The sequence below is a fragment of the Blautia sp. TM10-2 genome, assembly GCF_003480845.1.
Lineage (GTDB): Bacteria > Bacillota > Clostridia > Lachnospirales > Lachnospiraceae > Fusicatenibacter > Fusicatenibacter saccharivorans.
In genome coordinates this window covers 26,572-46,044 of record NZ_QUJZ01000018.1, presented here as the reverse complement: position 1 = coordinate 46,044, position 19,473 = coordinate 26,572, and the positions used below count along the sequence as shown (strand labels likewise).

Genomic DNA, 19,473 nt, shown 5'->3' with positions numbered 1-19,473 from the left:
ACCTCCTTCTATTCCAGAACGCCCAGATTTTTCAACTCATGATAAACCCGGGACGCCGGCAGTCCCATCACATTATAATAGTCTCCCTGGATTCCTTTCACAAACTTTGTCCCAAACACCGTCTGAATTCCGTATCCTCCAGCCTTATCCGACCACACAGGAGCCTCCCCCTCTTTCTCAAGAGCAAGATACCCGTTTATCTCCTCCTCTGTCATCGCATAAAACTCTACATCTGTACGGTCACAGAACGATACCACACGCTTTGCGTCCCCCTCTGTTACCGCAATCGTAACTCCAGTATACACCTGATGCACCCTTCCCTGCAACTGCTGCATCATGCTTCTGGCATGTTCTATCCCTTTCGGCTTGCCAAGGATCTCCCCTTCAAAAGCCACAACCGTATCCGCCCCGATCACAACGGCATCCCCTTCGGTAATCTCCGCAACATCCAGACATTTCAGCCGTGAAAGCTCCTCCACAACCTTCTCCGGTTCCGCAGACGTCACAACTTCTTCCGCCCCTGAAGCCTGAACCTTACACCGTATTCCCAACATCTCCATCAACTCTCTTCTTCTGGGTGACCCCGAAGCCAATATCACTTTCATCCTGCTGTCTCCTTTATTTTTTCTTTCATGACATGCATTTTTTTCACACCATGCAGCGGTCCGCGGGAATGTGCGGCTTGCGCCAGATGGCCGGATAAAATAAGTACGCCGGGAACAAACACAATCCACTCGTGTCCGTTCCCGGCGTACTTATTTTATCCAGATGCCTGAATTTCCGTCTTATGCAAAGCAAAACGATAAGCCGGGTTATGTCGTGTGTAATCATCTATCCAATGGAACTGTCGCCAGTCCCCTTAAGCGACCCACCTGAAAACATGACGGGCAGCCATATACGTTTTCTATTCGGTCTTGCTTCGGATGGGGTTTACATGGCTTTCTCTGTTACCAGAGAAACGGTAGTCTCTTACACTGCCTTTCCACCCTTACCAGAAAAAACCTGGCGGTATCTCTCTGTTGCACTATCCCTGGAGTCGCCTCCGCCGGACGTTATCCGGCATCCTGCCCTGCGAAGCCCGGACTTTCCTCACCTGGCCCCTTTCGGTCCTGCCAGCCGCGATTACATATCTTACTTTGTCAAAAACGGAACATCAGACAGTTAATAATCATATCACAAACTTTCTCTGTTGTCCATCCCCCAAATCACAGATCCCGCAAAGCAGCCTCTCATACATCAAAGCAGCTTCCCCCCACAAACTCCCGCAGAATCGAATTCTTGGGAATATCCTCAATCGGCACTCCGACAAAATAATCCAAAAACTTCAGCAGCCGCTTTGCCTCCTGGTATTCCGGCTCTCCCTCCTCAATCTGGAACAAAAGCGGCTCCGCATACAGCTTCAGCACCGAAAGCTCATACACCAGCGCTGAATTGAACATCACATCCGCCTTCTCCTGATTCGGGAAAATATTACGATCTTCCCCGCGGCGCACCGACGGCCACATCGCAATCGTCTCCTTCGCCGACGTCGCCCGTGTCCGGCTGTCACGCACCATACGCCGGATCAGCCGGCCATCCGTCGTCGGAATCCGGTTGTGCTCATCCACATTAATCTGCGTCAGCGCACTGATATAAATCCGGAATTTACTTTCCGAAGGAAGCGACCACGTCAGTTTTTCATTCAGCCCGTGAATCCCCTCCAGCACCAGCACATCGGTCTCCTTCATCTGAATAAAATTCCCCTTGTACTCGCGCTTGCCCGTCTTAAAATTAAAATACGGCAGTTCCACACGCTCTCCGTTCAAAAGTGCTGTCATATCCCGATTCAAAAGCTCGATATCCAGTGCTTCCAGGCATTCAAAATCATAATCGCCGTTTTCATCCCGCGGCGTATCTACCCGGTTCACATAGTAATTATCAAGGCTGATCGGATGCGGCGTCAGACCATGCGCTGAAAGCTGGATGGAAAGCCGGTTGCAGAACGTTGTCTTTCCGGAGGAAGACGGCCCCGCAATCAGCACAAATTTAACCTGCTTTCTTTCCGCAATCTGCTCCGCAATCTTCGCAATCTTCTGCTCCTGCAGCGCCTCCGCAATCAGCATCATCTGCTGAATATTGCCCTTCGTGATGCGTTCATTTAAGTCGGCAACCGTGGAAATTCCCATCTGCTCACCCCAGCGCTCCGATTCCCGCTGCACCTGGAACACCTTCGGGGAGAGATTCGCCGCCGGCACCGTCTCCGGCGCCTTTTTCTCCGGCATCTGCAGCACAAAGCCGTCATCGTATAAATAGAGATCAAAATACTTCAGATAACTCGTATCATACGTCATAAATCCATAATAATAGTCTTCAAAATCCCCGAGACTGTACAGATTCACACGGGAGACACGGCGGTAACGGAACAAGCGGTCTTTATCCGTCATGCCATGCAGCCGGAACCGTTCTCTCGCCTCGTGCGTATCGACACTCCGCTTATAAATCGGCACCGCCTTTTCCACCTGTTCATGCATATACGCTTTTACTTCGTCCAAAAACTCCTGATTCAGCGTGATATCGCCGTCCACCGTGTAGAAAAAGCCCGAACCCGCCGAAAAATGCAGCATCACATGGCGGATCTTATCGTAGCCTCCCACATGATACACCGCTTTTACCAGCAGAAGAGAAAGACTCCTCTGATACGTTTTATGTCCGATCTCATCCTTCGTCGTCACAAATTCCAGTTCACAGTCTTTTTTCAGCTGCTTGTGCAGCTCCCTCAGCCGTCCGTCCACCTTCACCAGGACAATCGGAGCATCCATCGTTTTCTCAAAATCTTTTGCAATCTCATAATAAGAGCAATTTTCCGGATATTCATATTTCTTTCCATCAATTGTTACCTGAATCACTTGTAATTCCTCCTTTTTGCAAAACTTTCTGAAAATTCAGAAGTAAAAACGAAGGCGCGCCCGAAAATTATAAAACCTGAAATTTTCAGACACGCCTCCTCATGATAAAACGCTGTCGTTACATCGTATGGAACCGCGCAAGCGCAGATTCCAGTATTGCCTCTTTTTCTTTTAATTCACAAAGCCTCTGTGTCGCCTTCTCCCCCGGATTGCCAGAGAGCTGGCCGATCAGCATTCTGTTCTGGTTCTGCTGCTTCTGCAGATATTCCAACAGCACCGGATTCTGGTTTTCCAGAAGACGTGGTCCATAGAAAAGCTCCTCCGCCTTCAGATCTTCCTTTTCCCCATGCACTGCCCGCAGAATCGGATAGTATTTTCCATCCTCCTCCACGAAATTCTCCTGTGCAAGGTAAAATCCGTGCTCCAGCAGCCATGCGCGCACGCGGTCGATATCTGACTGCGGCTCCAGAATCAGCTCACCAAAGCCGGACAGCAGCGGCTCACCCTCACTTAAAATCCTTACGGTGAGCCCGCCGCCCATGCCCGCGATGAGGAGAGAATCCCCCTCCCCCGCCTGCAGGGCATGAAGGCCATCGGAAAGCCGTGTTTCTATGTAGTCCCCCATGTTATACTGCGTGATATGCTCCCTGGCCCGTTCTAACGGTCCGCGGTTCACATCCATGGCGATTGCGGAGGAAATCTTCTTCTGTTCCAGCAGCGCAATCGGCACATAGCCGTGATCTGTTCCCACATCGACCAGGCAGCCGCCCGGGGTGACAAACTCCGCTACCGCGGAAAGTCTTTTTGATAACTGCATGTCTTTTCTCCTGACTGAAAACTTAGTCCAGATAATCTTTGAGTTTTCTGGAACGACTCGGATGGCGGAGCTTTCGAAGCGCTTTCGCCTCAATCTGACGGATACGCTCTCTTGTAACGTTGAACTCTTTACCAACCTCTTCGAGGGTTCTCGCACGGCCATCGTCAAGTCCGAAACGGAGACGCAGAACCTTCTGCTCACGGTCGGTCAGTGTGCTTAAGACATCCTCCAGCTGCTCTTTCAGCATGGTGAATGCTGCCGCGTCTGCCGGTACCGGCACATTGTCGTCCTGGATGAAGTCACCGAGGTGGCTGTCCTCTTCCTCACCGATTGGTGTCTCGAGTGAAACCGGTTCCTGGGAGATTTTCAGGATCTCACGCACACGCTCTACAGACATGTGCATCTCCTCTGCGATCTCTTCCGGAGTAGGTTCGCGGCCTAACTCCTGCAGTAACTGACGGGAAACGCGGATCAGCTTGTTGATGGTCTCTACCATATGAACCGGAATACGGATCGTTCTCGCCTGGTCTGCAATCGCTCTTGTGATTGCCTGGCGGATCCACCATGTTGCATAGGTGGAGAATTTGTATCCCTTGCGGTAATCGAATTTTTCAACCGCTTTGATGAGGCCTAAGTTACCTTCCTGAATCAGATCCAGGAACAGCATGCCGCGGCCGACATAACGTTTTGCAATGGAAACAACGAGACGAAGGTTGGCCTCTGCCAGACGTTTTTTCGCATCCTCATCGCCCTCTTCCATTCTCTGTGCCAGCTTGATCTCTTCCTCTGCGGAAAGAAGCGGCACTTTACCGATCTCTTTTAAGTACATGCGGACCGGGTCCTCAATGCTGATGCCTTCCGGAACGGAAAGGTCGATGTTTTCCATATCGATCTCTTCTTCCTCGGAAAGGTCGATGTCATCGTCGTCCAGAAGGAGAAGATCGCGGTCTGCCGCATTTGGATCCTCGGTCATATCGGAGAGGCGCAGTACGTCGATACCGCTTGCCTCCAGGTATTCAAATACCTTCTCCATCTGCTCCGCATCCAGCGGCATATCGCGGAAAAAGTCGTTGATTTCCTGATATTCCAGGACGCTCTTTTTCTTTTTGCCGTATGCTACCAGCTCTTTTAATTTTTCCATAAATTTTGCTTTATCGAACTCCATTGACTGTCCATCCTTCCATAGCTTGTATATATTCTGTCCCTGCCCTGCGAAATTAAACACGCAGAACAGAAGATTCCAGGGTTTTTCTTTGGTATCCAGGCCTCCTTAAAAAGCGAAATCCGGAAGTTCCCCTGCTTTCCACCGCTCCAGGCTCTTTTTGTCCGCCATCAGCTTCTGCAGCGCCGCCATATCGGTCACATTCATATGTGCCGACTGATACGCAATGCTGTTTTCTTTCATATTGCAGATCACATCATGCAGCGCGCGCCGTTTTTCCTCCTCTGTCTCCAGCGGGATTCTGGCATTAAAAAGGCCTGCAACTTCTTTCTGCTCCTCGGAATCAACAAACTGATTCAAAAGCTTTGCCGGATTCACCCCGCCCTCGTGATACTGCAGCACAATCATCTCTGCAATCTGGCGGTAAAGAGGTGTGGTAAAATCCTCCGGCGTAATATATTTTTCCAGTTTTCCAATGAGCGCCGGATAAGAGGTCATCCATGTCAGCATCAGCTTCTGTGCTTTTTCGACACCGCCCTCTTTCTCTTTTTTGTTTGCGGCTGTATTCCGCGGCTTGACACGCTCCGTCCTTCCGGCTCCTGATAGTGCCATCTGACCGACCTGCTTTCGCAGTACTTCGACGGCAATCCCGTATTTTCCTGCCACTGCCTCAAGATAACTGTTCCGCTCGATCTCATCCTCGATTGCAACGAGACGACGCACCGCCTCATGCAGGAAATCGGATTTGCCCTGCGGGTCGGCAAGGTCGAAATCGCGTTCCTTCATGCGGATCTCATACAAAACGCTGTTCTCCGCCTCTTCCAGACGTTTTTCGAACGCTTCGCAGCCCTCGTGCTGGATAAACTCATCCGGGTCCTTATACGGTCTCAAATTGACGACACGCGTTGTAAGACCAACCCCTTTGAGCATCGGAATCGCACGAAGCGCCGCTTTGACGCCTGCCTCATCGCTGTCATAGATCACAAGAACCTCGTCGGTATACCGTTTCATCAGCCCCGCCTGCAGCGATGTGAGTGCTGTTCCAAGAGAAGCTACCGCGTTATTGAATCCTGCCTGGTGCATGGAGATGACGTCCATATAGCCCTCGCAGATAATCAGATTTTTTCTCCGTGAAGAGCGCGCCAGATGCAGCCCGTAGAGATTGCGGCTCTTATCGAAAATCTTTGTCTCCGGCGAATTCAGGTATTTCGGCTTTCCATCCCCCATCACACGGCCTCCGAAGCCGATGACACGGCTGTTGGCATCCATGATCGGGTAAATGACACGGTTCCAGAACTTGTCCTGCATGCCATGCACCTCGTCCGCCAGAAAAAGGCCCGACTGACGCAGGATTTCATCGTCATACCCTTTTTCTTTTAAGAAACGGTACAGCAGGCTTCCATACTTATCTGAATAGCCAAGGCCGAATTTTCGAATCGTATCATCCGAAAGGCCGCGCCCCTTCAGGTAATCGTAGCCCTGTTTTCCGCGTTCGGTGTGGAGCTGGTAATAATAGAATTTCGCCGCCTGTTTGTTGATTTCCAGCAGCGTGTTCTTTAAATCCGCCTGCTCCTTTGCTTCTTTCGAATACTCCATCTGCGGAAGCTCCACCCCGGCCCGGTCGGCCAGAAATTTCAAGGCTTCCACAAACGTGAAGTTTTCGTATTCCATCAAAAATGTGAAAACATTTCCTCCGGCTCCGCATCCGAAGCAGTAATACATCTGCTTTCCTGGGCTGACGGAAAAGGAAGGGGACTTCTCATTGTGGAAAGGGCAGAGCCCGAAGTAAGAGCTTCCTCTTCTTGTCAGCTTTACGTAGCCGGATATCACATCTACGATGTCATTTTTCATACGAATCTCTTCCACTAAATCATCGGAATATCGCATTTTTTCCTCCCTGTATCTAATAAACCGCCCAGGCTTTCGGCACGAACAGCTCCTCGTATTTGTGCATGGAATACTGATCGGTCATACCGGCAATGTAATCGCATACTACCTGTGTCTTGTCCTCGCCGCACCCGATCAGATTCCGGTACTCGCGGGACATCTGTTCCGGGTGCTCCTGGTAGTAGGTGTAGAGGGAAATCAGCATCTTTTTTGCCTTCTCCTCCTCTTTTTTCGCCTCCGGGTTGCGGTAGACGTTCGCGAACATCAACTCCCGCAGCATGCGCATGCCCTCGGCAATCTCCGCCGACTGGCGCACATACTCCGTTCCGCGGCTCTGCTCCACAATGTCGTGGATCAGCGTATTGAGCCGCTCGCGGCATGTATCGCCAAGGACGACGCGGATCGTAATCGGGATGTCATCCTCGCTTAAAATGCCGGCACGGATGGCATCGTCCATATCGTGGTGGATGTAGGCGATCTTGTCGCAGAGACGCACAACCTGTCCCTCCAGGGTCGACGGCTTTCCCGCCGTGCGGTGGTTCAGAATTCCATCCCGCACTTCCCAGGTCAGGTTCAGGCCCTGTCCTTCCTTTTCTAGAACCTCCACGACACGGACGCTCTGTTCCGCGTGGCGGAAGCCCCCGGGATGCACCGCATTGAGCGCCGCTTCCCCGGAATGGCCAAACGGCGTGTGTCCGAGATCGTGGCCAAGCGCAATGGCTTCGGTCAGATCCTCATTCAGATTCAGCGCCCGCGCAATCGTGCGGGCAATCTGGGACACCTCGAGTGTGTGCGTCAGGCGGGTCCGGTAATGATCGCCCTGCGCAGCGAGAAACACCTGTGTTTTGTCTTTCATCCTGCGAAAGGCTTTGGAGTGGAGAATCCGGTCCCGGTCTCTCTGGTAGACGGTGCGGATGTCACACTCCGGTTCATATCGGTCCCTTCCTCTGGAATTCCGGCTGTGCGCCGCATAAGGACTCAGCTCCTGAAATTCCCGTTCTTCAAACGATTCTCTCAAGTTCAAACGAAGACCACCTCTTTCCCGGTAATATGCCTGTAACAGTTCTTTTCATTGTCCTCCTATTTCCTATATTCGGTGCCCGATTCCGATTTCCTTTTTTATTTTTCAAATTTTTCAAATTTTTTCAAAAAAAGTGTTGACGGCTTACAACTCTGGTGCTATAATACATCTTGTCGTCAGCGAGATGACAAAAACTTAAAGAACATGCGGAAGTGCTGGAATTGGCAGACAGGCCAGACTAAGGATCTGGTGGTCATTGCGATCGTGTGGGTTCAAGTCCCATCTTCCGCATGAAATTTAAAAAACTACATAACATGCGGAAGTGCTGGAATTGGCAGACAGGCCAGACTAAGGATCTGGTGGTCATTGCGATCGTGTGGGTTCAAGTCCCATCTTCCGCAGAATGAGAACCCTTGTGCATGCAAGGGTTTTTTCCTTCTCAAAAAAATCAGAGGAAATTCTTTTTCGGATCTCCTCTGATTTTTATTTTTCCTTTTTTCAGAATTTTCTCTGCAATTTTTATTCTTACAGATTCGGTCTTACAATCTTCGGTGTATAGCCTGCCTCTTCCAGTGCTTTGACGATACGATTCTTGTGATCGGTGCCGAATGCCTCCATTGTGATGCGGAGCTCTACTGCAGCACTTCTGTTCGTTGTGAAGAACTGGTTGTGGTCCAGTTTGATGACGTTTCCGTTCTCGTTTGCAATCACCTGGGAAACGCGTACCAGCTCGCCTGGTTTATCCGGCAGAAGAACGGATACAGTAAAGATACGGTCTCTCTGGATCAGTCCGTTCTGGATCACGGAAGACATGGTGATGACGTCCATATTTCCGCCGCTTAAGATCGAAACAATCTTTTTGCCTTTGACATCCAGATGCTTTAATGCAGCCACAGTCAGAAGACCGGAGTTCTCGACGATCATCTTGTGGTTTTCTACCATATCAAGAAATGCTACGATCAGCTCATCATCATCCACGGTAATGATCTCGTCCAGGTTCTGTCTTACATACGGGAAAATCTTGGATCCCGGTGTCTGTACTGCAGTACCGTCTGCAATTGTGCTGACAGGAGATACGGTCGTTACCTCGCCTTTTTCAAAAGAAGCCTTCATACAGGCTGCTCCGGACGGCTCAACACCGATGACTTTGATGTTTGGTTTCAGCAGTTTTGCCAGTGTGGAAACACCGGTAGCCAGTCCGCCTCCTCCGATCGGAACAAGGATATAATCTACGAGCGGAAGCTCCTGAATCACTTCCATAGCGATGGTTCCCTGGCCGGTTGCAACGGTCAGATCATCGAACGGGTGAATAAAGGTATAGCCATGCTCTGCTGCAAGCTCGTATGCTTTTGCACATGCCTCATCGTACACATCTCCGTACAGAACAACCTCAGCGCCGTAGCTCTGGGTACGCTCTACTTTGATGAGCGGTGTGGTCGTCGGCATCACAATGACAGCCTTTGCACCGTAGCATTTTGCCGCATACGCAACGCCCTGTGCATGGTTTCCTGCAGATGCGGTGATCAGTCCTTTTGCGCGCTCCTCTTCACTTAAGGTGCTGATTTTGTAATAGGCACCGCGCAGCTTATAGGCGCCGGTCAGCTGCATATTTTCCGGTTTTAAGTAGACTTTATTTCCCGTCTGCTCGCTGAAATATTTGCTGTAAACCAGTTTGGTCTCCTGTGTTACTTTTTTTACAATTTCAGACGCTTCCTCAAATTTCGGGAGTGTCAGCATTTCTTCTGCCATAGTCTTTTCTCCTTGTTGTCTTTTTAAGCATTCTCTTCGGATGTATGGAACAGTGCATTTACAAACTGGTCTGCATCAAATTTCTGCAGATCGTGGATGCTCTCGCCCACGCCGATGTATTTGACCGGAATATCAAGCTCGGACTGGATGGCAACGGCGATACCGCCCTTTGCAGTTCCGTCCAGCTTCGTCAGAATGATACCGGTGACATTTGCCACTTCCGCAAACTGTCTTGCCTGCTGCAGCGCATTCTGGCCCGTGGTACCATCCAGCACCACCAGCGTTTCCAGGTATGCCTCTGGGTACTCTTTTTCCAGAATCCGGTAAATCTTGTGGAGCTCTTCCATCAGGTTCTTCTTGTTGTGAAGTCTTCCTGCCGTATCACAGATCAGCACATCCGCATTTCTGGCTTTTGCCGCTGCGACTGCATCGTACACGATGGACGCCGGATCTGCTCCGTTCTGTCCGCCGATGATATCCACGCCGGCGCGGTGCGCCCACTCCGTGAGCTGCTCGCCTGCCGCTGCACGGAACGTATCTGCTGCCGCAAGAACAACCTTTTTGCCCTGATCCTTCAGAAGGCCGGCCAGCTTTCCGACGGAGGTCGTTTTTCCGACTCCATTGACACCGATCACCAGCACTACCGATTTCCGGTTTTCAAATTCATAGGCTGTATCGCCTACATCCATCTGTTTTTTGATGCTCTCGATCAGAAGCTGTTTGCACTCTGCCGGATCGGTAATGTGCTCTTCTGCCACCCGCTCTTTTAAGTGGTCAATAATTTTGGTCGTTGTATTGATGCCGATATCTCCCATGACGAGAATCTCCTCGATCTCCTCATAAAAATCGTCATCAATATTGGAATAGCCGCTGAAAATAGAATCAATTCCAGCTACAATGCTGTCTCGGGTCTTCGTCAGACCGTTGACAAGACGTTTGAAAAAGCCTACTTTCTCCTCCGCCATACCGTTCGCCTCCCTTTATCTTTTCTATCTTACTTCTTTCGTATTGTATCTTATTCGTTTCTATTTGTCCAGTTCTCCCTCGATCAAATCGACAGAAACAAGGGTAGAAACACCCTTCTCCTGCATCGTGATGCCGTACAGACGGTCTGCCGCCGTCATCGTACCGCGCCTGTGGGTGATGACGATGAACTGGGTATTTTTTGTCAGCTTATGCAGATACTGTGCAAAACGCGTTACGTTGGAATCGTCGAGCGCCGCCTCGATCTCGTCAAGTAAACAGAACGGGGACGGCTTTAAGTTCTGGATTGCAAAAAGCAGCGCAATCGCGGTCAGTGCCTTCTCGCCTCCGGAGAGCTGCATCATATTCTGCAGTTTCTTTCCCGGCGGCTGGGAAATGATGCGGATACCTGCCTCGAGTACATCCGTGTCCTCCTCGAGTTCCAGCGTTCCCTTTCCGCCGCCGAACAGCTGGCGGAACACGCGGTCAAACTCTTTCCGGATCTCCTCGAATTTTTCCGTGAACTGCTTGCGCATACCGGCATCCAGCTCATCGATGATGCCCTGCAGTGTCTCTGCCGCCTTGACAAGATCGGTGTGCTGTGCATCGAGAAAGGCGTGGCGCTCCGAAATCTCTTTGTACTCCTCAATCGCATTCACATTGACAGAGCCAAGCTTCCGGATCGCATCTTTTACTTCCAGCACACGCCGCTTTAATTCACTGCGCTCCGGAATCTCCTCCATCTGGAACTCTCTTGCGTGGCCCGGTGTCACTTCGTACTCTTCCCAGAGATACGAGGTCTGTGCCTCTTTTGTCTCCTCCAGCTTTTCTTTCTGGCTGTTCAGACGGAAGCACTCTTTGTCCATCAGGGAAATCTGGTCGGAGAGCTGATCCCGCTTCTCGAAAAATTCTTTGTGATCTGCGCTTAATGCTTCTTTTTTCTCCTGCAGTTCCACAATCCGGCGGTCTTCCTCTTCTTTTGCCTGCACTGCTGCTGCAATCGTCTTCTGGATCTCCACGATGTCCTGCTGTTTCCTTTTGACATCGTCTTTTTCCTCCGCCGCTTTTTCCAGCATGGTGCGGCTTTCCGCTTCCAGTTTTCCCGTCTCTTCCTCAAGACGGCGGATGTTCTGGGCAAGGAATCCATCCTTCTGGGACAGATTTGCGTAATTTAACCGGATTTCTTCAAGATCCTTCGTATATTCTGCTTCCCGGCGGCGAAGCCCTGTAAGCGCCTCCTGTGCCTTCTGGATATTCTCCTGTAGCGTGCTTTCCCGCTCCACCGATTCCTGCATTTCCTGACCGATGACTTTCCGGTTCCGCTCAATCTCGGCGATCTGATTTTCAATCTCGAGACTCTCCTTCTGAAGCGCTTCAAAATCCAGACGGATTTCCGTCTTTTTCTCGCGCGCTTTTTCCAGATTCAGGCGCACCGTATTCTGCTCGATGTACTGCCGCTGCAGTTTTTCATTCAGCTCGGTGCGGAGATCGCGGATTTCATTCCGCTTATTTTTCTTCTCTTCAAGTTCCTGCTGGATTTCCCGCAGTTCCTTCGCAAGACCCTGTACGCTCTTTTCGAGTTCCTCAATCTCACGCCGTCTTCCGAGCAGGTTGCTGTTGTTCCGGAACGAACCTCCTGTCATGGAACCGCCCGGGCTCAAGAGCTCGCCCTCGAGGGTTACCATGCGGAGCGTCTGACGGTATTTCCGCTGGATCACAATGGCATGGTCGATCGTGTCGACCACCAGCGTTCTTCCAAGCAGCTGTGCCACAAGGCCCTCATACACCGGGTCGTACGAAACAAGTGCATTTGCCACACCGAGCACACCAGTTTCTCTTGCCGCATCCTCATTCACCTGCGTTTTTTTCCCGCGCATACTGGTGAGCGGAAGGAACGTCGCACGGCCGAAATGGCCCCGTTTCAGGTATTCAATCAGGTATTTCGCCGTCGCCTCATTGTCGGTGACAATATTCTGAATGCTGCCGCCAAGTGCGGTCTCGATCGCCGTCTCGTACTTTTTCTCCGCCTGCAGAAGATCCGCCACAACGCCGTGGATGCCGGGATTCCGGTCTTTCTGCTCCATGACCTTCCGAATACTGTTTCCATAGCCGTCGTACCGCTCGGTGATGTTCTTTAAGGATTCGAGCCTTGACGCTTCTCTGTGGTAATTGGTCTGGCCGGCTTCCATCTCTTTCGTCTGGTTCGAGAGATCCGCCGTCAGCGCGGTAATCTTCTGATCTGCCTCCTGGTACTGCTGTTTCAGGCTGCTTACCGTCTCTTCGAGCGCTTCAAACGCGTTCTGCAGTTCTTCCATCTGCCCGTTCTGTTCGGACTCGCTCGTCTTTAAATGCAGCACCCTCTGGCTTAATTCTGCCTTTCGGATGCCGATCTGCTCGAGCATCGCATCGTAGCGCTGCATTTTTCCCTTCGTGGAACCCCGCTGGTTCAGAAGGCCGATGACTTCGCTCTTATCCTGTTCACTCTGCAGCTCGACTGCCTGGATCTGCTCCTGGCATTCCGAGAGAGCGGCCTCTTTCTCACTCTTTTCCGTCTCTGACGCAAGAAGTGCTTCATGAAGCCCGTCCTTTTCTGCCTGATATGTATTTTTTTCTGCCGTCTTTGTGCGGCTCTCCGCGCGGATCGCCTCCAGACGTTCTCTTAATGTGTCGCTGTTCCTCTCTGATGCATGAATCTGCTCGTTCAACACCTCGATCTGGTTTTCGAGCTGCTGACGTTTCAGTGCATTCTCCCCCGCCTGATCGCGCGCAGAAAGAATCGTCTGGTCCAGTTTTTCCTGCTCCTGTTCCAGCTTTTCATACTCCTGCTTCGTATGCTCAAAAGCCTCTTTCGTGCTCTTTAACTGCTCTTCTGTAATCCGGTACCGGTCTTCTACTTTCGCGAGATCGTTCCGGATGCGCTCCATCTCGAGCAGAAACATATTGATATCGAGGAGCTTTAATTCCTCTTTCTTCTTTAAATAAATCTTTGCCGTCTCAGACTGGCGTTCCAGCGGCTCTAACTGCCTTGTCAGTTCCGAGAGAATGTCGTTGACGCGCACCAGATTCTGCTGCTCTTCCGCCAGCTTCTTTTCGGTCACGGCCTTCCTTCTCTTGAATTTGACAATTCCTGCCGCCTCGTCAAACAGCTCCCGGCGCTCTTCCGGCTTACCACTTAAAATCTTATCAATCTGACCCTGTCCGATGATGGAATAGCCTTCTTTTCCGATACCGGTATCGTAGAACAGCTCGTTGATGTCCTTTAACCGGCACGATGCGCCGTTCATCAGATACTCGCTCTCACCGGAGCGGTAGAGCCGTCTCGTCACCGTGACTTCCTCGAAATCGACATTCAGCTTGTGGTCGGAATTGTCGAGTGTAATTGCAACCGACGCGTAGCCGAGCGGCTTTCTCGTCTCGGTTCCGGAGAAAATAACATCCTGCATATTTCCGCCGCGGAGCTGCTTGGCGCTCTGTTCGCCGAGCACCCAGCGCACCGCATCGCCAACATTGCTCTTTCCACTGCCGTTCGGCCCTACAACGCCGGTAATACCGTCGTGGAACTGCAGAATGGTTTTGTTGGCAAACGACTTAAATCCCTGCATTTCAATGGATTTGAGATACATAATTCACCTACGCTTTTTTTCTGGCAAGAATTGCATCGTATGCCGCTGCCTGTTCTGCCGCTTTTTTCGTTCTGCCCTTTCCGGTACCGAGCGCTTTCTTTCCGACGCTGACCTGTGCCCAGAAGCTCTTGTCGTGATCCGGTCCCTCTTCTTTTAAGATGGTGTAAACAATCTCTTCATCCGTCTCACCCTGGATCAGCTCCTGCAGAATCGTTTTGCTGTCGTAGAAAAGCTGTTTGTGTTCGATATCGTTTAAGATATAGTTCAGAACGAACGTTTTTGCCGGTTCAAAGCCGCCGTCCAGGAAAATCGCACCGATCGTTGCCTCCATAGCATCCGAAACGATGGAATCGCGGTGACGGCCGCCGGTTGCCTCCTCGCCCTTTCCAAGGAGTAGAAAGCTTCCAAGGTCAATCTCACGGGCACAGAATGCCAGTGCCGGTTCACAGACGAGGCTGGCGCGTTTTTTCGTCATCTCGCCCTCCGGGAGACGCGGGAATGTCTTGTATAAAAATTCGCTGGATACAACTTCCAGCACGGCATCTCCTAAGAACTCCAGACGCTCGTTGCACTCCAGGCGCTCCATATGGTGCTCATTTGCGTAGGAAGAATGGCGCATCGCCATCTCCAGCAGTCCGAAATCCTGAAATTTATACTGGATCTTCTTTTCCAAATCCACGAGTTTATCAATATTATTCATAACCTGTTTTAAGCCTGTCCTTCCTCATAGTTACCGTTTGCAGGTGTTCTGCGGACGGTAACAAAGGGGCTGTCCTGTAGCAAACAGCCCCTTCGCCATTTTCTATTATTCTGCCAGTTTCTTTTTGATCGCTTCCACCGCATCCTCAACCGATACGATGTGCTCTGCTTCTTCTGCTTCGATCTGGATATCAAATTCTTCTTCAATTCCCATCACAATCTGAAATACATCCAGGGAATCCGCTCCCAGATCATCTGTAAAGGTTGTCTCCATGGTTACTTCATTCGGATCTACGTTTAATACATCCGCAATGATCTCCTGTAATTTCTCAAATTCCATCTTTCGCTGCCTCCCTGCTGCTCTTATAGTCTGCCAGATGCTCCTGCACTTTCTGCGGAATCTTCTCCTCGCTAAATGAAATGCACTGGAGAATGGAATTTTTAAATTCGTTGGCTTTTGAGCTTCCGTGCGTTTTTACAACGAGTCCTTTTAAGCCAAGCAGCGGTGCTCCGCCGTACTCACTGGCATCAAAAGACTTCAGTGTCTCTTTCAGCGCCGGTTTCACAAGAAGGGCTCCGATTTTACTGCGCAGAGATGTCATCATGCCCTGTTTTACCTTGGAAATCAGGGTCGCGCCGACGCCCTCATACAGCTTTAAGATAACGTTTCCGACAAACGCCTCACAGACAACAACGTCTGCGGCTCCGTTTGGAATTTCTCTTGCTTCGATACTGCCGACAAAGTTGATATACGGGGTTTCTTTCAGAAGCGGATACGTCTCTTTGACGAGCGCGTTTCCTTTTTCTTCTTCCACACCGATATTCACGATTCCCACACGCGGATTTTTAATGCCGACAACGTGTTCCATATAGATGGAACCCATCATGGCAAACTGCACCAGATGGGACGGTCTTGCATCAACATTCGCACCGCAGTCGATCAGAAGGGATACACCGTCTTTCGTCGGGATCAGCGGAGCCAGCGGCGGGCGCTCTACGCCCTTGATGCGTCCTACGATCGTCTGTCCGCCGACCAGGACTGCTCCGGTGCTTCCTGATGAGACAAACGCGTCTGCCTCTCCGTAGCGCACTTTTTTCATGCCGACAACGATCGAAGAATCTTTTTTGTGGCGGATCGCATTGACCGGCGGCTCTCCCGTCTCAATGATCTCGGTTGCCGGAACGATCTCAACCCGCTCCTTCGGGTACGTATATTTCTGCAGTTCTTTTTCGATGACATCCACCTGGCCGACCAGCTGGACTTTGACACGTTCATCTGCGTTTACGGCCTCAACGGCGCCTTTTACCGGCTCCGCAGGCGCATAATCGCCGCCCATCGCGTCCACTGCAACTCTGACTAAGTCACTCATGTTTTTTCCTCTTTTCTCTTTTCTAAAGCGCGTTTGAAAACTCTTTTTCTTTCAAAAAACCGTTTTCAACCACGCTCTAAAAGCACTCATGCAAGTGCTGTATTAACTATACTAAACTCCTTTGCAAAAATCAAGCACAAATGCCCATCCGCGCTTTCTCCTGTATTCCAAAAAAGCGGGTGGATTTATCTTTCCAAAATCCACCCGCTCTGTTTTGTCTTATTTTTCTTAAGAAACCTTGACTCCGCTCGAATTCATCTCATGACCGTCTATGGTTGTATTCCGTGCCATGACACCGGTATCCGGATCCAGATAATATTCCTCACCATCCTGCGTGAACCAGCCGGTCTGCATCTGACCGTTGTCCGCCAGATAATACCATTCTTCTCCGCTCCAGTACCATCCTGTCACCATGTATGAATTTTCATCAAACACGTACCAGTAGCCGTCGATATTCTGCCAGGTATTGGTTGCATAGCTTCCATCATTATTCTGATACTGCCATCCGTTTTCATTCTGAACCCATTTCCCTGCCGGAATTACCGTAACTTCTGTTACCGTACTCGTCGCCATGGAAACGGTATTTCCAACCGTGTTTGTTGCCACAACGTAATAGTAATCTTTGCCCTCCGCCGAAGTATCGACCTGGTATGTCACTTCTGTTGCGCCTTCAATCGGCGTTCCTCCGCCGTTGGAATTTACGTTGTTCTTATACCACTGATATGTTACTGTGCCTTCTCCCGTTATTCCTGCCTCACAAGTCAGCTTTCCAGATGTATTTCCAACGGGAATCTGCAGGCTCTCCACCGGATTTACCGAAAAAACCGGCTTTTCCAGATTGGCATCTACATGAACAGCATCGCTGTCCTCTTTTGAAATATCTACACTGGCCGAAGACGAAACCGTCGTCTCAGTTCCCATCATTTTATCCATCAGACTGTCTGTGGAACATCCTGAGAGGAATACTACACTGCACATGCATGCTGCCAGAAATATGATTCGTCTATTCTTCATATGCTTTGCACTCCTTTTTTATAATTGTTACGAAAATGTTGCAATATTGTTTCAATTCTCACCGAGACCATTATAGCACATCACGACACACCACGTCAAATCTTTTATATGACGCTTCCAGACAACCCGCAGAGACAACAAAAAAGCCCCCGGTGACGGGAGCCTTTTGCTGCATTGCACATCGGAACTGATTCCGATTTATGAATATTAGTCCATTGCAACGACTTCTTTTTTGTTGTAAGAACCACAAGCTTTGCAAACTCTGTGCGGCATCATAAGAGCACCACATTTGCTGCATTTTACAAGGTTCGGAGCAGACATTTTCCAGTTTGCTCTTCTCTTATCGCGTCTTGCTTTGGAAGATTTATTCTTAGGACAAATGGACATAGTTACACCTCCTTAAATTTGCTGAATATATCTTTGATTGCAGCCATTCGGGGGTCTAGCCCTGTGGTATCACAATCACAGGTCTGAATATTCAGATTCGCACCACAACGGCTGCAGATTCCTTTACAGTCATCTTTACACAGCACTCGAATCGGCCATTGGACTATGAGCTCATTACGAACCAGTTCTTCCACATCGAGCTCGTCTCCCTCCACAAACGAAGAGTCCTCTTCTTTTTCCTCGCGTTCTTCCTCTGACAGATTCAGATCAATCTGCAGATCGAACTCGAGCTGGAATGGAGTCGCTACCGGTGTCAGGCATCTTGCACATGGAATCTCCATTGTAAGGTCTGCGCTGCCGGTGATCGTGATCACACGATTGCCTTCATGCGTAAGGCCAAGGATAACAGGATGTTTTTCGATTACCCGATAGTCCTGCCCGCCGATCGAAAAAGTTTCGGATGTAAGCGGAATTTCATACTTTTCGGACTTTCCGTCCTGCGCAAATAACTTGGTCAGACTGATTTTCATATTGTTCTCCTAATCACACTTTACCAATTATACCCGGGAAGGTAAGAATTGTCAACTGCTTTTTGAATTATTTTTTATTTTCCTTTTACTAACTCTACAGTCTCCTCGCAGATTGCGATTTCCTCGTTGGTCGGGATCACGCATGCTGTAATCTTGGAGCCTTCTTTGGTGATGATCTTCTCAACGCCGCGGCAGTTATTTGCCTCAGAATCGAATTCCAGACCCATGAACTCAAATGCTTTGCAGATGGTCTCACGAAGTGGAATAGCGTTCTCTCCAAGGCCTGCGGTGAAGGTGATCACATCTACGCCGCCCATAGCTGCGATGTAGGAACCGATGTATTTGATAATGCGGTAAGCGTATGCTTCCAGACAGTTGATGGCATCCTGATTACCTGCCTCTGCTGCTGCAGATACATCACGGTAATCGCTGGAGATGCCGGTCATGCCGAGCATACCGGATTTCTTGTTCAGAATGTTCAGAACCTCGGATACGGTCAGGTTCTCTTTGTTGCACAGATACTCAACAAAAGCCGGATCGATATCTCCGGAACGGGTTCCCATGATCACACCTTCGAGCGGGGTAAGGCCCATGGAGGTATCTACACATTTGCCGTTCTTTACAGCGGAAAGGGAAGCACCATTTCCCATATGGCATACGATGATCTTCAGATCGTTGTAGTCTTTGCCAAGGAACTCTGCGGTTCTCTTGGATACGAATTTATGAGAAGTTCCGTGGAAGCCGTATTTACGGATTGCGTATTTCTCATAGTACTCTTTCGGAATACCGTACATATATGCTTTCGGAGGCATGGTCTGATGGAATGCGGTATCAAATACTGCTACGTTTGGAACGCCCGGCATCAGTTTCATGCAGGCATTGATTCCCATCAGGTTTGCCGGATTGTGCAGAGGACCAAGGTCAGCGCACTCCTCGATAACTTTGATTACTTCGTCATCGATGATAACAGAGTTTGTGATCTTCATTCCGCCGTGCAGAACGCGGTGTCCGATGGCATCTACTTCTTCCAGGCTCTTGATGACGCCGCTCTTCTCGTTTACCAGAGCGTCCAGAACCATCTGGATTGCCTCTACGTGTGTCGGCATTGCTGCTTCTGTTACCTCTTTTTCGCCGTTCTTTGGCTCATAAACGAGGCGTCCGTCGATACCGATTCTCTCACAGAGTCCTTTTGCCAGGACGTCACGGTTATCGTAATTGATCAGCTGGAATTTCAGAGAGGAACTTCCGCAGTTTACTACTAATACGTTCATTTCTAAATTCTCCTATTTTAAAAGTCTTATTAAAACTTCTGGCCGGCCTGTTCTCCGCAGCCGGCCAGAAAACCGCTTGTAATTGGTTTTATTTC

16 protein-coding genes, 2 tRNA genes and 1 other RNA gene are annotated in these 19,473 nt (G+C 50.0%); 2 read left to right on the top strand and 17 right to left on the bottom strand.

The features are described 5' to 3' along the window. Nucleotides 1-8: 8 nt before the first annotated feature. From DXD92_RS16465 to DXD92_RS16435, 7 genes are all read right to left on the bottom strand, one after another. The gene (locus tag DXD92_RS16465; RefSeq protein ID WP_117510305.1) at nucleotides 9-605 is read right to left on the bottom strand and encodes a Maf family protein; all 597 of its coding nucleotides are present in this window, start codon (nucleotides 603-605) and stop codon (nucleotides 9-11) included. A 182-nt stretch (nucleotides 606-787) separates the two neighbouring features. Next, an RNA gene (gene rnpB / locus DXD92_RS16460) (RNase P RNA component class A) lies at nucleotides 788-1,138 on the bottom strand. 91 nt (nucleotides 1,139-1,229) lie between these two features. Further along, nucleotides 1,230-2,885 carry a nucleoside kinase gene (locus tag DXD92_RS16455; RefSeq protein ID WP_243037597.1) on the bottom strand — a complete coding sequence of 552 codons (1,656 nt, stop codon included), beginning with the start codon at nucleotides 2,883-2,885 and terminating at the stop codon, nucleotides 1,230-1,232. A 118-nt stretch (nucleotides 2,886-3,003) separates the two neighbouring features. Beyond that, nucleotides 3,004-3,702 (bottom strand): tRNA (adenine(22)-N(1))-methyltransferase, encoded by a 699-nt coding sequence (locus DXD92_RS16450; RefSeq protein WP_118594896.1) that lies wholly within the window; start codon nucleotides 3,700-3,702, stop codon nucleotides 3,004-3,006. 22 nt (nucleotides 3,703-3,724) lie between these two features. Next, nucleotides 3,725-4,867: an RNA polymerase sigma factor RpoD gene (gene rpoD, locus DXD92_RS16445; protein ID WP_055228389.1), complete on the bottom strand. Its 1,143-nt coding sequence runs from the start codon at nucleotides 4,865-4,867 to the stop codon at nucleotides 3,725-3,727. A gap of 105 nt (nucleotides 4,868-4,972) precedes the next feature. Beyond that, complete coding sequence (gene dnaG / locus DXD92_RS16440) at nucleotides 4,973-6,751, bottom strand: DNA primase (protein ID WP_055228390.1); 1,779 nt, start codon at nucleotides 6,749-6,751, stop codon at nucleotides 4,973-4,975. Between the two features lie 16 nt (nucleotides 6,752-6,767). After that, a complete protein-coding gene (locus DXD92_RS16435; RefSeq protein ID WP_055218880.1) occupies nucleotides 6,768-7,775 on the bottom strand; it encodes a deoxyguanosinetriphosphate triphosphohydrolase in 1,008 nt (335 codons plus the stop codon). Nucleotides 7,776-7,978: 203 nt separating this feature from the next. Between DXD92_RS16435 and DXD92_RS16430 the strand changes: the two genes are divergently transcribed. Then, nucleotides 7,979-8,063 (top strand) — tRNA-Leu (locus DXD92_RS16430). A 25-nt stretch (nucleotides 8,064-8,088) separates the two neighbouring features. After that, nucleotides 8,089-8,173 (top strand) — tRNA-Leu (locus tag DXD92_RS16425). 124 nt (nucleotides 8,174-8,297) lie between these two features. Here the strand turns inward: DXD92_RS16425 and ilvA are convergent. The 10 genes from ilvA to DXD92_RS16375 form a co-directional block, all read right to left on the bottom strand. Continuing rightward, nucleotides 8,298-9,509 (bottom strand): threonine ammonia-lyase, encoded by a 1,212-nt coding sequence (gene ilvA, locus DXD92_RS16420; protein WP_055219017.1) that lies wholly within the window; start codon nucleotides 9,507-9,509, stop codon nucleotides 8,298-8,300. 35 nt (nucleotides 9,510-9,544) lie between these two features. Next, entirely contained in the window at nucleotides 9,545-10,486 is a 942-nt protein-coding gene (ftsY, locus tag DXD92_RS16415) for a signal recognition particle-docking protein FtsY (RefSeq protein ID WP_022462735.1), read from the bottom strand. A 60-nt stretch (nucleotides 10,487-10,546) separates the two neighbouring features. Then, the gene (gene smc / locus DXD92_RS16410) at nucleotides 10,547-14,107 is read right to left on the bottom strand and encodes a chromosome segregation protein SMC (RefSeq protein ID WP_118594897.1); all 3,561 of its coding nucleotides are present in this window, start codon (nucleotides 14,105-14,107) and stop codon (nucleotides 10,547-10,549) included. Between the two features lie 7 nt (nucleotides 14,108-14,114). Continuing rightward, nucleotides 14,115-14,807 (bottom strand): ribonuclease III, encoded by a 693-nt coding sequence (rnc, locus tag DXD92_RS16405; RefSeq protein WP_055218876.1) that lies wholly within the window; start codon nucleotides 14,805-14,807, stop codon nucleotides 14,115-14,117. 105 nt (nucleotides 14,808-14,912) lie between these two features. Next, nucleotides 14,913-15,146, bottom strand: a complete 234-nt coding sequence (gene acpP / locus DXD92_RS16400) for an acyl carrier protein (RefSeq protein ID WP_117802558.1) — start codon at nucleotides 15,144-15,146, stop codon at nucleotides 14,913-14,915. Next, nucleotides 15,136-16,176 (bottom strand): phosphate acyltransferase PlsX, encoded by a 1,041-nt coding sequence (gene plsX, locus DXD92_RS16395; protein ID WP_118601360.1) that lies wholly within the window; start codon nucleotides 16,174-16,176, stop codon nucleotides 15,136-15,138. The genes acpP and plsX overlap by 11 nt, the downstream gene beginning before the upstream one ends. 228 nt (nucleotides 16,177-16,404) lie before the next feature. Further along, the gene (locus DXD92_RS16390) at nucleotides 16,405-17,190 is read right to left on the bottom strand and encodes a hypothetical protein (RefSeq protein WP_055218872.1); all 786 of its coding nucleotides are present in this window, start codon (nucleotides 17,188-17,190) and stop codon (nucleotides 16,405-16,407) included. 207 nt (nucleotides 17,191-17,397) lie between these two features. After that, nucleotides 17,398-17,577, bottom strand: coding sequence for a 50S ribosomal protein L32 (gene rpmF, locus DXD92_RS16385; protein ID WP_022462729.1), 180 nt, complete (start codon nucleotides 17,575-17,577; stop codon nucleotides 17,398-17,400). A gap of 2 nt (nucleotides 17,578-17,579) precedes the next feature. Continuing rightward, a complete protein-coding gene (locus DXD92_RS16380; RefSeq protein ID WP_055267341.1) occupies nucleotides 17,580-18,107 on the bottom strand; it encodes a YceD family protein in 528 nt (175 codons plus the stop codon). Nucleotides 18,108-18,181: 74 nt separating this feature from the next. Continuing rightward, on the bottom strand, nucleotides 18,182-19,378 hold the full coding sequence (locus tag DXD92_RS16375; RefSeq protein WP_022462727.1) for an acetate kinase: 1,197 nt from the start codon (nucleotides 19,376-19,378) through the stop codon (nucleotides 18,182-18,184). Between the last annotated feature and the right edge of the window lie 95 nt (nucleotides 19,379-19,473).